Source organism: Moraxella catarrhalis (genome assembly GCF_001632285.1).
Lineage (GTDB): Bacteria > Pseudomonadota > Gammaproteobacteria > Pseudomonadales > Moraxellaceae > Moraxella > Moraxella catarrhalis.
Genome location: NZ_LWAH01000013.1, coordinates 208,499 through 224,801, shown reverse-complemented (window position 1 = coordinate 224,801; position 16,303 = coordinate 208,499). Strand labels below are relative to the sequence as shown.

At 40.5% G+C, this 16,303-nt stretch carries 13 protein-coding genes; all 13 read left to right on the top strand.

Annotated elements, in window-relative coordinates; translation table 11 throughout:
* Nucleotides 1-65 precede the first annotated feature (65 nt).
* The 13 genes from A4U55_RS04175 (at nucleotide 66) to dsbD (ending at nucleotide 16,061) form a co-directional block, all read left to right on the top strand.
* Nucleotides 66-914, top strand: coding sequence for a phosphatidate cytidylyltransferase (locus tag A4U55_RS04175; protein ID WP_003659217.1), 849 nt, complete (start codon nucleotides 66-68; stop codon nucleotides 912-914).
* 83 nt (nucleotides 915-997) lie between these two features.
* Nucleotides 998-2,242, top strand: coding sequence for a 1-deoxy-D-xylulose-5-phosphate reductoisomerase (gene dxr, locus A4U55_RS04170; RefSeq protein WP_003659218.1), 1,245 nt, complete (start codon nucleotides 998-1,000; stop codon nucleotides 2,240-2,242).
* On the top strand, nucleotides 2,239-3,612 hold the full coding sequence (gene rseP, locus A4U55_RS04165) for an RIP metalloprotease RseP (protein ID WP_003660702.1): 1,374 nt from the start codon (nucleotides 2,239-2,241) through the stop codon (nucleotides 3,610-3,612). Before dxr ends, rseP begins: the two co-directional genes overlap by 4 nt.
* A 172-nt stretch (nucleotides 3,613-3,784) precedes the next feature.
* A complete protein-coding gene (gene bamA / locus A4U55_RS04160; RefSeq protein ID WP_003660701.1) occupies nucleotides 3,785-6,226 on the top strand; it encodes an outer membrane protein assembly factor BamA in 2,442 nt (813 codons plus the stop codon).
* Entirely contained in the window at nucleotides 6,226-7,239 is a 1,014-nt protein-coding gene (lpxD, locus tag A4U55_RS04155) for a UDP-3-O-(3-hydroxymyristoyl)glucosamine N-acyltransferase (protein WP_003660699.1), read from the top strand. Before bamA ends, lpxD begins: the two co-directional genes overlap by 1 nt.
* A 110-nt stretch (nucleotides 7,240-7,349) precedes the next feature.
* The gene (gene fabZ, locus A4U55_RS04150; RefSeq protein WP_003659222.1) at nucleotides 7,350-7,877 is read left to right on the top strand and encodes a 3-hydroxyacyl-ACP dehydratase FabZ; all 528 of its coding nucleotides are present in this window, start codon (nucleotides 7,350-7,352) and stop codon (nucleotides 7,875-7,877) included.
* Between the two features lie 43 nt (nucleotides 7,878-7,920).
* Nucleotides 7,921-8,694 (top strand): acyl-ACP--UDP-N-acetylglucosamine O-acyltransferase, encoded by a 774-nt coding sequence (lpxA, locus tag A4U55_RS04145; RefSeq protein WP_003663265.1) that lies wholly within the window; start codon nucleotides 7,921-7,923, stop codon nucleotides 8,692-8,694.
* A gap of 380 nt (nucleotides 8,695-9,074) precedes the next feature.
* Nucleotides 9,075-10,562, top strand: coding sequence for a sodium-dependent transporter (locus A4U55_RS04140; protein WP_003659224.1), 1,488 nt, complete (start codon nucleotides 9,075-9,077; stop codon nucleotides 10,560-10,562).
* A gap of 15 nt (nucleotides 10,563-10,577) precedes the next feature.
* Nucleotides 10,578-10,706, top strand: a complete 129-nt coding sequence (locus A4U55_RS08810; RefSeq protein WP_003659225.1) for a methionine/alanine import family NSS transporter small subunit — start codon at nucleotides 10,578-10,580, stop codon at nucleotides 10,704-10,706.
* Nucleotides 10,707-10,946: 240 nt separating this feature from the next.
* Nucleotides 10,947-12,551 carry a cytochrome ubiquinol oxidase subunit I gene (locus A4U55_RS04135; RefSeq protein WP_063454049.1) on the top strand — a complete coding sequence of 535 codons (1,605 nt, stop codon included), beginning with the start codon at nucleotides 10,947-10,949 and terminating at the stop codon, nucleotides 12,549-12,551.
* Nucleotides 12,552-12,553: 2 nt separating this feature from the next.
* A complete protein-coding gene (cydB, locus tag A4U55_RS04130; protein ID WP_003659227.1) occupies nucleotides 12,554-13,702 on the top strand; it encodes a cytochrome d ubiquinol oxidase subunit II in 1,149 nt (382 codons plus the stop codon).
* Nucleotides 13,703-13,782: 80 nt separating this feature from the next.
* Nucleotides 13,783-13,911, top strand: coding sequence for a cytochrome bd-I oxidase subunit CydX (gene cydX, locus A4U55_RS04125; RefSeq protein ID WP_003659228.1), 129 nt, complete (start codon nucleotides 13,783-13,785; stop codon nucleotides 13,909-13,911).
* A gap of 188 nt (nucleotides 13,912-14,099) precedes the next feature.
* Nucleotides 14,100-16,061: a protein-disulfide reductase DsbD gene (gene dsbD / locus A4U55_RS04120; RefSeq protein WP_063454048.1), complete on the top strand. Its 1,962-nt coding sequence runs from the start codon at nucleotides 14,100-14,102 to the stop codon at nucleotides 16,059-16,061.
* The last annotated feature ends 242 nt before the right edge of the window (nucleotides 16,062-16,303 follow it).

The window sequence follows — 16,303 nt, the reverse complement described above, 5'->3', positions numbered from 1 at the left end:
TGCTGAATTCAACTGATAGTTAAAGCGCTTTAAAATTGATAACTCTTTGCAAGGATGTTTTAGTCATGTGGCAACGAATAAAAACGGCAATAATTTTGGTTTTGATTGTTGGATTTGCGTTATTTGCAAGCTCAATGCCGATTTTTGTGTTGCCACTATTAGCCATTGGGGTTTTGATCGCTGCACATGAATGGACAAAACTCATGCCAAAATGCAGACAGCCTGTACAGTTTATTTTGGCAGTTTTAATCATCACCATGTTATCAGTTGCACTGCCTTGGACTTGGGTATTTTGGTGGGCAGTATCGCTGGGTATTTGGGTAATGGCAACGGCATGGGTAGCACAATACCCCAATAAAGAACGCTGGTATGGTAGGCGGCTGGTGTATATGGGTGCGGTCATTCTCACCGCTGCTATCACCGCCATGTATGGGCTTTGGCAGATGTCGCCTTGGTGGCTGATGTATGTGTTTTTATTGGTATGGTGTGCTGATAGTGGGGCTTATTTTATTGGCAGAAAATTTGGCAAACGAAAAATGGCACCCAATGTATCACCCAATAAAAGTATCGAAGGCTTATGCGGTGGATTGATGGTCTCTGGGGTGGTCACTGTGGCAGTTGGTTATTATTTGCAGCTGTCTGGTATGTCATTGGTATTGTTTTTGATTTTGTCTTGGCTAACTGTACTTGCCAGTATACTGGGCGACTTATTTGAATCTATGCTAAAACGCCGTGCAGGTATTAAAGATTCTGGGACAATTCTACCAGGTCATGGCGGTATTTTGGATCGAATTGATTCGCTACTTTCAGCGATACCGATATTTGCATTGGGTTTTTGGCTATTATTAAAACTTGGTATTTTTACAGAAGTTTGGATAAAAATGTACTTTGCAACCATGCAAGTGCCTTTTTGATGAGCTTGATTGATTAATAAGGTTTATTAATTATATTTATTAATCAAATAAAAAATGTAATTAAAATAAATTTAAGGATAATAATGGCAGATACGCTTCAATCTTTGGCAATACTTGGTGCAACAGGTTCTATCGGTGATAGTACACTGGCAATTATTCGTCAGCATCCCAATCGTTATCGCATTCATGCACTGACAGGATTTTCTCGTGTCGATAAATTATTGGCATTGGCGATGGAATTTCACCCTGTCAAGATTTGCACCTCGCCTGATAATTATGCACAATTAAGCCAAAAAGTTACTGATGCAGGATTGGATACTATCATACTTTCAGGGGATGAAGGTTTGATTGAGATTGCCAGTGATGAAGCGGTAGATACGGTCGTGGCAGCCATTGTTGGTGCGGCAGGTCTGTCGTCTACATTGGCGGCAGCGGGTGCAGGCAAAAGAATTTTATTGGCCAATAAAGAGTCACTTGTGATGGCAGGTGATTTGGTCATCAAAACTGCCAAAAAACACGGTGCAACCATTTTACCAATTGATTCAGAACACAATGCCATTTACCAGTGCTTGCCTGCCGCCATTCAAGCAGATAATACCGCCATTCACCATACATCCTATGGTATCAAAAAACTGTGGCTAACAGCTTCTGGTGGCAGCTTTTTGGATAAGTCAATCAAACAAATGCAAAATGCCAGTGTCAAAGAAGCGGTAAATCACCCCAATTGGTCAATGGGTCAAAAAATCTCCATTGATTCTGCTACGATGATGAATAAAGGGCTTGAGCTGATTGAAGCTTGTCATTTATTTGACCTAAAAGAGCATCAAATTCAAGTGGTGATTCACCCAAATAGCGTTGTACATTCTTTGGTGGAATATGTTGATGGCAGTTTTTTGGCACAGTTAGGTACGCCTGATATGAAAACGCCCATTGCACATGCATTGGCATATCCTGAGCGTATCAAATCAGGCGTCATGCCTTTAGACTTGTATCAGCTTGGCAGTCTTAAATTTTTGGCACCAGATTTGGATAAATTTGCCTGCCTAAAATTAGCACGATATGCCGCAAGATTGGGCACGGGGGCATGTATTGCACTAAATACCGCCAACGAAATTGCGGTAGAGGCTTTTTTGGCAGAAAAAATTTGCCTCACAGATATTGCTGTGATTGTTAAGGCTTGTCTAGATGATAAGACAATTGCCCAAGATTATTCACAGGATTTTGGTGATGAAGTGTTAGGGCTTGAGCGGATATTGACGATGGATAAAAAGGTTCGTAAGATTGCCACGGCTAAGATAAAGTTACTTAAACAAGGTGATGTGTTATGACGGCATTATATATGTTTCTTGCCGCTGTTTGTATACTCGGGCCTTTGGTTGCTTTACATGAGTTTGGGCATTATATCGTTGCTCGTTTATGTGGGGTTAAGGTACAAACATATTCAATTGGTTTTGGGCCAAAACTGCTTGCTTGGACTTCTAAACGCTCAGGTATACGCTACCAAATTGCCGCCATTCCTTTGGGTGGCTATGTTAAAATGCTGGACAGTCGTCAAGAATCTGTCGCAGATGAATTAAAGTCAGTTGCGTTTAATCATCAGCACCCTTTAAAAAAAATTGCCATCGTTGCAGCTGGTCCTGTCATGAATTTTTTGATTGCCATTGGGCTATTTTGGGTGCTATTTTTATTGCCCAGTGAGCAGCTTAACACCCGAATTGGTGAAATTATTGACAATTCACCTGCTGCTACCAGCGGCTTGGTGGTTGGTGATAAAATTATCAGTATCGATTCAAAATCAGTCAATACTTGGCAGCAGACCGCCTACGCATTGGCATCTAAAATGGGTGAAAGTACCACCATTCACATTGGTGTCAATCGTGATGGGCAAGTACTTCAAAAAACTGCCAAGGTTTTACATTTTATGCAGACCAAAGACAGTCGTCAGCCTAATGATCCTTTAAGTAGTTTGGGTATTTTGCCTTATCAACCCATCATCTCACCTGTAGTCGGCGAGGTGCTTTCTGACGGTGCTGGTGCGTTGATGGGTCTAAAAACTGGTGATGTCTTCACTGCTATTCATGGTGAACCAATCAATGATTGGCTAAGTGCCACCAAGATTATTCAGGCAAATCCAGAAACCATGCTTGATGTGACAGTCATGCGTCAAGGTAAGCAGGTTGATTTAAAATTAATGCCCCGTGGTGTAAAGACACAAAACGGCGTAGTCGGTCAACTGGGTATTCGCCCCCAGATTGATACCGATACGCTCATTCCTGATGAATATCGTATGACGATTCAATATGATGTCGGTGAGGCATTTACTCAAGCCATCCGACGAACTTATGATTTATCAATAATGACCTTAGATGCGATGGGTAAGATGATTACAGGATTGATTGGCATTGAAAATCTATCAGGTCCCATTGCCATTGCCGATGTTTCTAAGACCAGTTTTGAGTTGGGATTTCAAGAAGTGTTATCGACAGCCGCAATCATCAGTTTAAGCTTGGCAGTACTGAATCTTTTACCCATTCCAGTGTTAGATGGCGGGCATTTGGTATTTTATACTTATGAATGGATTATGGGCAAATCTATGAATGAAGCGGTGCAGATGGCAGCATTTAAAGCGGGTGCGTTATTGCTTTTTTGTTTCATGTTACTTGCAATCAGTAACGATATCATGCGATTTTTTGGCTAAGTTCTGATTTATCGTACCATTAACAAAATTTTTGGCTTTTTTAAGCTGAAATACTTGCCAAATTTAACTTTTTGGCTTACCTTTACACAATATAAATTTGGGTGTAGAAAATTTTGGATACATTTTTATACCTTATTTTTAGAAATTTTAAAAATTAAGTTTGGATAGACTTATGCGTAATTCATATTTTAAAGGTTTTCAGGTCAGTGCAATGACAATGGCTGTCATGATGGTAATGTCAACTCATGCACAAGCGGCGGATTTTATGGCAAATGACATTGCCATCACAGGACTACAGCGAGTGACCATTGAAAGCTTGCAAAGCGTGCTGCCGTTTCGCTTGGGTCAAGTGGTGAGCGAAGCACAGTTGGCTGATGGTGTCAAAGCACTTTATGCAACAGGCAATTTTTCAGATGTGCAAGTCTATCATCAAGAAGGGCGTATCATCTATCAGGTAACCGAAAGGCCGTTAATCGCTGAGATTAATTTTGAGGGCAATCGCTTAATTCCAAAAGAAGGTCTACAAGAAGGGCTAAAAAATGCTGGCTTAGCTGTGGGTCAACCACTAAAACAAGCCACAGTACAGATGATTGAAACCGAGCTTACCAATCAATATATATCACAAGGCTATTATAATACCGAAATTACTGTCAAACAGACGATGCTTGATGGTAATCGTGTTAAGCTTGATATGACCTTTGCTGAAGGTAAACCTGCACGGGTGGTTGATATTAATATCATTGGCAATCAGCATTTTAGCGATGCAGATTTGATTGATGTGCTTGCGATTAAGGATAATAAAATCAATCCACTGTCTAAAGCTGACCGTTATACTCAAGAAAAGCTGGTGACCAGTTTAGAGAATTTGCGTGCTAAATATCTCAATGCAGGGTTTGTGCGTTTTGAGATTAAAGATGCTAAGCTTAATATTAATGAAGATAAAAACCGTATCTTTGTTGAGATTTCATTGCATGAAGGTGAGCAATATCGCTTTGGACAGACACAGTTTTTGGGTAATTTAACTTATACTCAAGCAGAACTTGAGGCACTGCTTAAATTCAAAGCAGAAGAAGGGTTTTCACAAGCCATGCTTGAGCAAACAACAAATAATATCAGTACCAAATTTGGTGACGATGGCTATTATTATGCTCAAATCCGTCCTGTAACACGCATTAATGATGAAAGTCGTACGGTTGATGTGGAATATTATATTGACCCTGTACGCCCTGTCTATGTACGCCGTATTAATTTTACAGGTAACTTTAAGACCCAAGATGAAGTACTCCGTCGTGAGATGCGACAACTTGAAGGTGCGTTGGCATCTAATCAAAAAATCCAGCTGTCTCGTGCACGCTTGATGCGGACTGGGTTTTTTAAACATGTTACCGTTGATACTCGTCCAGTACCCAACTCACCTGATCAGGTTGATGTAAATTTTGTGGTTGAAGAACAACCTTCAGGATCATCAACCATCGCAGCAGGCTACTCTCAAAGTGGTGGTGTAACTTTTCAATTTGATGTTTCTCAAAATAACTTTATGGGTACAGGTAAGCACGTCAATGCTTCGTTTTCTCGCTCTGAGACCCGTGAGGTGTATAGTTTGGGTATGACCAACCCATACTTTACCGTAAATGGCGTCTCGCAAAGCTTGAGTGGCTACTATCGTAAAACCAAGTATGATAACAAGAACATTAGTAATTATGTACTTGATTCTTATGGTGGCTCATTAAGCTATGGATATCCAATTGATGAAAATCAACGCATAAGCTTTGGTCTGAATGCTGACAATACCAAGCTTCATGGCGGTCGTTTTATGGGCATTAGTAATGTCAAGCAGCTGATGGCAGATGGTGGCAAAATTCAAGTGGATAATAATGGCATTCCTGATTTTAAGCATGATTACACAACCTACAATGCCATTTTGGGGTGGAATTATTCAAGTCTAGATCGCCCTGTATTTCCAACCCAAGGCATGAGTCATTCTGTAGATTTGACGGTTGGTTTTGGTGATAAAACTCATCAAAAAGTGGTTTATCAAGGCAATATCTATCGCCCATTTATCAAAAAATCAGTCTTGCGTGGATACGCCAAGTTAGGCTATGGCAATAATTTACCATTTTATGAAAATTTCTATGCAGGCGGCTATGGTTCGGTTCGTGGCTATGATCAATCCTCTTTGGGTCCACGCTCACAAGCCTATTTGACAGCTCGTCGTGGTCAACAAACCACACTAGGAGAGGTTGTTGGTGGTAATGCTTTGGCAACTTTCGGCAGTGAGCTGATTTTACCTTTGCCATTTAAAGGTGATTGGATAGATCAGGTGCGTCCAGTGATATTCATTGAGGGCGGTCAGGTTTTTGATACAACAGGTATGGATAAACAAACCATTGATTTAACCCAATTTAAAGACCCACAAGCAACAGCTGAACAAAATGCAAAAGCAGCCAATCGCCCGCTACTAACCCAAGATAAACAGTTGCGTTATAGTGCTGGTGTTGGTGCAACTTGGTATACGCCCATTGGTCCTTTATCTATTAGCTATGCCAAGCCATTGAATAAAAAACAAAATGATCAGACCGATACGGTACAGTTCCAGATTGGTAGTGTCTTTTAATGCCAAGTCTTCATGAAATGATGACTGCCATCGAAAAATATCAGAGCGTGCTTAATAAAGATGATATTGATGGCAGTATTAAGATAACAGGCGTGGCAAATTTATCGGCAGCCACCAAGCATCAAGTTGCTTTTTTGGCAAAAGCAAAATATTTGGATGAACTCAATCAAACAAACGCAGGGGTTGTGTTATTATCTGAACAATTCATCAATGAAGCACGGACGATTAACCCTAAGTGTTTGTATGTATTGGTCAAAGATGCTTATTTGGCCTATGCATGCGTTAGTACATTATTCACCCCTTCATGCGTGACAGGCATTCACCGCACGGCAATCGTTGCAGATTCAGCTGTTATTGGTAATCAAGTTAGTATTGGTGCAAACGCCGTCATTGGTGAAAAAGTGGTTTTGGCTGATGGCGTTGTGGTGGGTGCAGGTGTGATTATCGGTGAGCGTACCCAAATCGGTGCAGGCAGTCAAATTGATGCTGCTACCGTTATTCATCATGATTGTATCATTGGCGAGCAAACACGCATTCATAGCCATGCAAACATTGGATCAGAAGGGTTTGGTTTTGCTCCTGTGGCAACGAAAGATGGACGACAGTGGCAGCGTATTGCACAACTGGGGCGAGTAATTATTGGTAATCATGTGCGTATTGGTAGCCATACCTGTATTGATCGTGGTGCGGTGGATGATACTGTCATTAGTGATGATGTGATTATTGATAATTTGGTACAAATTGCTCATAATGTTCACATTGGTTGTGGTACAGCCATTGCCGCCAACTGTGGTATTGCAGGCAGCACCAAAATCGGTAAAAATTGCCTGATTGGTGGTGCGGTGGGTATCAGCGGGCATTTGACAATCACTGATGATGTTACCATTACCAGTATGAGTATGGTCATTGCAAATATCCAAAAATCAGGAAGTTACTCTTCTGGTACTGTTGCTATGCCTTCTTTAAAGTGGCGGCGTGCAGCAGCAAGATTTCGTCAAATGGGCGAAAAATAACCCAAAGTTTGATTGGTTACTAAGCTGGGTGTGTTCATTTTGTTGATTGATTGAATTGGGTATGAGTAAATAAAAAATAATCTTTTATCCGTTTATTCATAAGGAAATTTATGTCTGTTTCAAACATTGATTTTGATTTATTAGAGGCTGCTGATATTCAAGCATTAAGTGATCGTGGTGTCACATTACCACTACACTATAACCAAATTAAGCATTATTTGCCGCATCGCTATCCATTCATGCTGATTGACCGAGTGACCGCTTGTAAACCCAATGAGTGGATCACAGGATATAAAAATATCAGTATTAATGAAGAGTTATTTAACGGTCATTTTCCAGATAATCCAATCATGCCAGGCGTACTACAAGTTGAAGCAATGGCACAGCTATCGGGTATTTTAGGTTTCATCAGTGCAGGGCAGACCGCTGATGATGGTTATCTGTACTTGTTTGCAGGTGTGGATAAAGTTCGTTTTAAAAAAGTCGTTACCTCAGGCGATCAGCTGGTTATTCGCTCAAAGGTTTTGATGAATAAACGAGATATTTATAAATTTGAGTGTACCGCCCATGTTGATGGTCAATTAACTTGCAGTGCTGAAATTATGATTGCTCGCCAAAAGGTGGATGGCGTCAAATGATTAAAATTTTACAATCATTTGAGATAAATTTTAAGAGGTAACCATGACGATTCACCCCACAGCGATTATTGATAAATCTGCGATGATAGCGGATTCGGCGATCATCGGTCCTTATTGTATCGTTGGTAAAAATAGCCAAATTGGCGCACATACGGTATTACGCAGTCATGTTATCATTGGCGAAAACACCAAAATTGGTGTGCATAATGATATTTATCAATTTGCAAGTATTGGCGAAAACCCACAAGATCTAAAATACGCAGGCGAGCCGACTTACCTTGAAATTGGCGACCATAATCGCATTCGTGAAGCTTGTACCATTCACCGAGGTACGGTTCAAGATCGTGGTATCACACGCATCGGTAATCAAAATCTGCTGATGGTTAATGTGCATATCGCTCATGATTGCGTTGTGGGTGATGACAATGTTTTGGCGAATAATGTGGGCGTTGCTGGCCATGCACATATTGGTAATCATGTGATTATTGGCGGTCAGTCTGGTGTGCATCAGTTTTGTCGTATCGATGATTATAGTATGGTAGGTGGTGCAAGCTTGATTGTCAAAGATGTTGCGGCGTATGTTATGGCATCTGGTAATCCTGCCAAAGCACATGGTCTAAATAAAGAGGGTATGCGTCGAAAAGGGTGGTCGAAAGATACCATTAAAGCACTTGATGAAGCGTATCGGTTGGTATTTCGTTCAGGGTTATTGCGTGATGAAGCGTTAGATGAACTGACAAAACTGGTTGAAAAAGAACCAAAAATTCAATTACTCATTGATTCAATCAACAACAGTAAGCGTGGTTTGGTTCGATAAATCAAAAAAAGACGAATATTTATTGATTTTTTTATTAACGATTTAGATGATGTTAATTTATTTAAATCATTGACTGTATGTGTCAAACCTGTAACGACTTGTTGCAGGTTTTTTTAATATTGATTATCAGATTTGTTTGACTTTTTTATTAAGTTCATACAAACTATGGTCGTGGTTTTTGATTCAAAGATGGTTTGATACCATCGGCTTATCTTAATTGATAGGAATAAAACACAACAATAAAAAAGGTGTGGTGATTTGGATTGATGAGCTTTATGCGTTCGGATTTTATGGAATCACTGTTATAAAATTAGAAAAATCATTTGCAATCGATGATGACAACTCATCAAAAGCGGAGATAAATTTTAAGGAGAGCTTATATGTCGGCGCAACGAGAAAGTTGGTCAGCACGCTCTGGCTTTATTTTGGCAGCCATCGGATCGGCTGTTGGTTTGGGGAATATTTGGCGTTTTCCCTATGTTTCTTATGAAAATGGTGGCGGTGCATTTTTTTTACCCTATTTGATTGCTTTGGCAACAGCAGGATTTCCTTTGTTGTTTTTAGACTATGTTATGGGTCAAAAATATAAAGGTGCGCCGCCGACAGCTTACCGCCGCTTTATCAAATCAGCGGAAGGTATTGGCTGGTGGCAAGTAGCAGTTTGTACCATTATCGGTATTTATTATGCGTCTGTTCTAAGCTGGGCTGGTAACTACACGCTATTTGCAGTGGGTCAGCAATGGGGTGAGGATACCGAAGGGTTTTTCTTTAATACCTATCTACAAAATGCCAGTGAATTAACCATGGCTTATTCATCTCAGCTATTGATTGGTTTGGTGGTTGTTTGGGTGATGGTATTATTGATTTTATATGGTGGTATCAAAAAGGGTGTTGAGCTATCAAATAAAATTTTCATTCCTTTATTAATAGTGATGTTTGGCGTATTGGTTGCTCGTGCGGTAACGCTACCAGGCGCAACGGTAGGTTTGGATACCTTTTTTGCGCCTAATTGGGAAAAAATGGCAGACCCTAAGGTTTGGTTGGCTGCTTATGGGCATGTGTTTTTCTCGATGTCAATTGGTTTTGGTATCATGGTGACTTACGCATCTTATCTAAAACGCAATGCCAATCTAACGGGGTCTGGTTTGGTGGTTGGTTTTGCCAACTCATCGTTTGAGCTTTTGGCAGGTATTGGCATTTTCTCTGTTTTGGGATTTATGGCGCAGGCATCAGGCGTACCAGTTTCTGAAGTGGTTTCAGGTGGTATTGGTTTGGCTTTCATCGCATTTCCAAAAATCATCTCAACCATGGGCGATGCTGGCAACTTGGTAGGTATTTTATTTTTTGGTTCTTTATTTATTGCTGGCGTAACTTCAATGGTGTCAATCCTACAAGTGCCCATTTCAGCCGTTCAGGATAAATTTGGCTGGTCAAAAAATCAATCAGTTACTGTGATAGGTTTAGGTTCAGCCATCATTTCGATTGCATTATTTGGCTCTCAAAATGCCATTACATTTGTGGATGTGATTGATAATTTTGTGAATAATATTGGTATTGTTTTTGGTGCGATTTTATCTATCATTTGGGTAACTTGGTTTAATCGCAATAAACTGCGTGGATTGATTAATCATATCAATGCCATCTCAAGTGTGAAAGTGGGTGCGATTTGGTCATTCATGCTGACGATTGTAACGCCGATTGCTTTGATTGTTACTTTGGGCTTGACGCTTAAATCCTTATTAACCGAAGGTTATGGCGGTTATCCAGCTAATGTACAGCTCATCTTTGGCTGGGGAGTGATTATTATCTGTGCAATTTTGGCACTGATATTACCACGAATCAACGGCCATTCATCTCATGAAAAATAATAAGGAGTTTTTATAATGGGAACTTTAGCGTTGACGGTGATGATAATTGCCATGGTGGCAATTTGGGGTGGTTTGATCATCTCTGCACTACATCTTAGCAAACACCCTGATATTGATATGGACAAAGTACCATCTCATCATTGATTCTGTATGAATCTAACAAACACACCAAGTCGCTGATTTGGTGTGTTTTTATTTGATTGTTTGTTTTTAAAAATGGCTTAGCGTTTAGTTATACATGGTATTTATTGGGAATATTGGCTATAATAATTCAAGTTTCACACTGATAACGCCCATGGATGGGCTATGTTGATTGATGTCATCAAAATATAAAGCTGTTTTTTGGGAGAATGACAGCTTTTATTATATTTAGGGGACTTTGGTATGATTACCGAGCATTTGGTTGATATATCACGCCTACAGTTTGCAACAACAGCATTATTTCATTTTTTATTTGTGCCATTAACACTTGGGATGACTTGGCTTTTGGTCATCATGGAGGCTGTTTATTTAATCACAGGTAAACAAATCTGGAAAGATATGACTCGTTTTTGGGGCAAATTATTTGGAATTAACTTTGTGCTTGGGGTTACCACAGGCATCACAATGGAATTTCAATTTGGTACCAACTGGGCATATTACTCACATTATGTGGGCGATGTATTTGGTGCGCCACTGGCTATTGAAGGGTTGATGGCATTTTTTCTTGAATCTACCATGGTTGGGCTATTTTTCTTTGGCTGGGATAAAATGTCACGGTTACAACATTTTACAACCACCTTATTGATGGCTTTGGGTACCAGCTTATCGGCATTGTGGATTTTGGTGGCAAATGGTTGGATGCAAAACCCTGTCGGTGCTGAATTTAATTATGACACCATGCGCATGGAGATGGTCAGTTTTGCTGAAATTTTCTTAAACCCTGATGCCCAAAATAAATTTGTACATACCGTATCAGCAGGCTATGTGACGGGTGCGTCATTTGTTCTTGGTATTTCAGCATGGTATTTGCTCAAAGGGCGTGATGTTGCTCTTGCAAAAAGAAGCTTTCATGTCGCCGCTGCATTTGGTTTTGCGGCAATATGCAGCGCCATTGTTTTGGGTGATGAATCTGGCTACTCAATTGGGCAAGCTCAACAAACCAAACTTGCAACCATGGAGGCAATGTGGGAAACAGAGCCAGCACCAGCAGGCTTTAATCTCATTGCAGATATCAATGAAGCAGAACAAAAAAATAACTGGTCTTTGCATATCCCTTATGTCATGGGCGTGATTGGAACTCGGTCAATAGATACTGAGATTTTGGGTATTCAAGATATTAAAAAACTCAATGCTGACCGTATCATCAATGGTGTGACTGCTGTTAGTGCGCTTGATTTGATGCGTCAAAATAAGCTAAATGGTATAAAAAATCCGCAAGCACTGATTGATATTTTTGAAGAACATAAAAAAGATCTGGGTTTTGGGCTACTGTTAAAAAAATATACAGATGATATGGCTAAGATTACGCCACAGATGCTTTCAAAAGCGGTTGATGATAGCATACCAAGGGTAACCCCAATGTTTTGGTCATTTCGCCTGATGGTGGGTATGGGCGTATTAATGCTTATCTTGTATGGGCTGTGTTTATTTTTTAGTCTAAAAGGCAGCTTTATCCATAAACCTTGGCTGCTTAAATTTGCCATGATTATGATTCCTGCACCTTGGATTGCCATAGAAGCAGGGTGGTTTGTCGCAGAATATGGTCGTCAGCCATGGACGGTATATGGCATTTTACCCACGCATTTATCTGTTTCAAACATTGATGCTGGGCATGTGATATTATCTTTGGCTGGGTTTGTACTTTTTTATACAATACTGGGGATTGTTGAAGTATTTTTGATGGTCAGGTATGTACGCCTTGGTCCTGCCAGTCTTGGTACGGGTAGATATGATGGTGAAAAGACCCAAGTACATTTGATTTGCCCATCTGATGAACAGGGGGTGTAATCATGTTATATGACTTATTTGATTATCAGCTATTAAAGCTGGTTTGGTGGCTGATTGTGGGTATACTACTCATTGGTTTTGCCATCATGGATGGGCATGATATTGGCGTTTGTACACTGCTACCGTTTGTCGGTCGTAGTGATATCGAGCGTCGCATTATTATTAATACGGTGGCACCTCATTGGGAGGGTAATCAGGTTTGGTTTGTGACTGCAGGGGGTGCAATTTTTGCAGCACTGCCTTTGGTTTATGCGACAGCATTTAGTGGCTATTACTGGGCGTTGATCGCTGCATTGTGGGCATTATTTTTTCGCCCTGTGGGTTTTAAATATCGCAGTATGATAAAAAATGATCGTTGGCGTCATACTTGGGATTGGCTATTGTTTATTGGTTCTGCAGTACCCGCCTTAATTTTTGGCGTCACTTTTGGAAACTTATTGCTTGGTTCACCATTTCATTTTGACCAAAATTTAGTATCAACTTATTCAGGGTCGTTTATTGAACTTTTAACACCTTTTGCACTTTTGTGTGGCGTGGTGAGTGTGGCAATGCTGACGATGCAAGGTGGTGTATATTTGGCACACCGAACTACCGAAAGCATCCAATCTTATGCAAAAACAGCAACCAATGTTGCAGCATTGGCTACCTCATTGTTATTTGCCATAGCAGGCTTTTGGGTGCAATCACTAGATGGCTATTTATTAGTTGGTGATATTGATGGCGGTGCGGTTATTGATCCTTTATCAAAACAAGTTCAAATCCAATCAGGTGCTTGGTTGACCAATTTTTATGATTATCCTTGGCTGTGGCTATTACCCGCTTTGGGGGTTTTGATGCCAGTGATGGTGATTATCTTATTAAAAATAGAACGCACTTTGCTGGCTTTTATTGCCTCAAGCTTAGCAGTTTTGGGCATCATTGCGACCACAGGGGCAGCATTATTTCCATTTTATATGCCATCTTCTACCGACCCACGCTCAAGCTTGACAGTTTGGGATGCAACCTCAAGCCATTTTACTTTGCTTGTCATGCTTTTTGTTGTTGTTATTTTATTGCCTTTGGTATTGACTTATACCAGTTGGGCTTATGCGGTGATGCGTGGTAAGGTTACTAAAGCCTATATTAAAGAAAATGAAAAAACGCTATATTAAGCTGTATGACCATAAAGGCAATTGATGTATTTAGCCATCATTGAACTATTAGATTTCATATGATATAAAAAAGGTAGGTTATGTGGTATTTTGCTTGGATTTTAGGACTGGGTTTTGCGGTGCTTCTCGCCGTTGTCAGTGCAGTTTGGGTTGAATTTGAAGACAGTCGCCGAGATGGTTTTAATCATCCAGACGACGACCAAAAATAACATTAACATCATCAGTCAAAGATAAACTAAATTGGCATAATTTTGGATTTGATGGCAGGTTAGCAAAAATTAAGCAAGATAAGCATGCTATAATTTGCTCAATTTGATCAAACCAACCTTAATAAATCATCTTCAACTTTCGTTATTTTAGGTGTCATATGTCAGTACTAAAAAATTGGATTTATTCTATGGCTTTGGGCGCATCCATTGTCAGTGCGGTATCAGTTGGCGTAACCTTACCAGCGTCTGCCAATGGTTTGGCATCGCTATTTGGGGATACCAGCCAGCCAAAGTTTTTGCCTGTTCATGAAGCGTTTAAGGTTTCATCATCTCAAGTGGGTGATGAACTTGTAGTGAATTTTGTTGTTACACCGAAGCATTATGTGTATCAAGAACGCTTATCATTGACACTGCCTGAAGGAGTGAGTTCAGGGTCGTGGAAATTTGATAAAACACCTACCATGATTGATGATCCCAATTTTGGTATTACGCCTGTATTTGAAGAAAATGTCACAGCAAAAATTAAGCTATCAAGCCAAACTGGTATTCAAAAACAGCCTGTTCAGATTCGTTGGCAGGGCTGTGCAAAAGCTGGGCTTTGTTATCCACCTGAAACGACGACCGTTCAAATCAGCCTAAATGCTCATGATGGGCAAGTTGCATCTGCCAGCCAAACTGCGACCAAACATGATAGCGCCACCACTCAAATAGCCCCTCACAATCAGGATGCCTCGTCTCAAACAGCAGCATCTGCCATCACTCAAGATGAGGCAGTTATTCAAGATTTTGTTAAACCTGATGAGCAATCCTTGGCCCAAACACAAACGCCACCTGTCGATGACAATAGTGAGGCTGATACCAATCAAGATGTACAGATAAATGCGGTACAAAAAAACCGATTTGCGCTTGATCATACGCTGCCCACAATCAGTGATGAACGCATATCACCAATTTTAACGATTGGGCTATTGTTTTTGGCGGGCATACTGCTTGCTTTTACGCCTTGTGTTTATCCGATGATTCCTATTGTCGCTAATATTGTTGCCAGACAACATGCCAAATCTGATGCCAAACGAGGTTTTGCGTTATCTTTGGCTTATGGCATGGGCGTTGCTAGTGCTTATGGATTGCTTGGGGCGTTGATTGCTTGGTTTGGTCAAGCACTTGGCATTGCAACTTGGTTGCAGCGTGCTGAGGTCTTGATAGGTGCCGCACTTTTATTCGCAATTTTTGCTATATTTATGTTGGGTTGGATTAATATTCGCCTACCAAGTGCCATTTCCAATCAGTTATCCTTAAAGTCTCAAGCAGCAGACAATCGACTAGGCACCATGGGTGGTAGCTACTTATCAGGTTTATTATCTGCTTTGGTGGTGTCACCTTGTGTTTCTGCTCCGATGGCGGGTGCGTTGACCGTTGTTGCTGCAAGTGGAAATGTCTTTTTTGGGTTTGCCGCTTTATTTGCATTAGGAATGGGGATATCGGCACCTTTGGTTTTATTAGGTACCGCCCAAGGTAAGTGGATGCCAAAATCAGGTGCATGGATGCAGCATATTCGTACATTAGGCGGATTTTTACTGTTTGGGGTTTCGTTATTATTGATTGAGCGTGTGATTTTAAATACTTGGATGCTTGGTCTGTGGATGCTTTGGTTTATTGCGGTTGCTGCTTGGTTGTACTTGTCAGTTGGTCGCCATCAGCCACTATTTAAGTTATTGGCTATCATACCTATGATTTGGGCGGCTATTTTAGCCTATGGCATAACCATCGGTGCTAATGATGCTTGGCGTCCGTGGCACGCCCAAAGCCAAAGTTTGTCAGCTTACCAAGATATTCATGCCAAAACACTCGCAGAACTTGATAGCGTTCTTGTCACCCACGATAAAGTGCTTGTTGATGTAACGGCAGATTGGTGTATTGAATGCCGTATTATGGAGCGTACTTTATTTACTGACCGCCCAGCTGTGATGAATGATTATCAGGTGGTGAAGCTTGATATTACAGAAACAACTGATGATAGCCGTGCGATTTTATCGCGTTATCAATTATTTGGGCCGCCTGCTTTACTGATTTATCATCAAGGTAAGCTTGAGCGTGTTTTATTGGGTGAAACAAAACCTGAAACACTCAAGCAAGCGTTAACGCCTTAAGTGATTGATTATCATCTATTTTAACCAAAAAAGCTCAATTCGTTGGGCTTTTTGGTTATTACAACCTTAAAATGACAGCGTTGATTAATCGGGCGTATTGGCTGATTAATCTTAAAATCTACTTGCTTCTTGCCTAAAATTCAGGCATGATGGAGTGACTAAGTGATGATTTGTTCACCCAATCACCTTAGTATGGGTCTTGTTTGACTATTAACACTGACTGATTGATACAGTTAAATGAA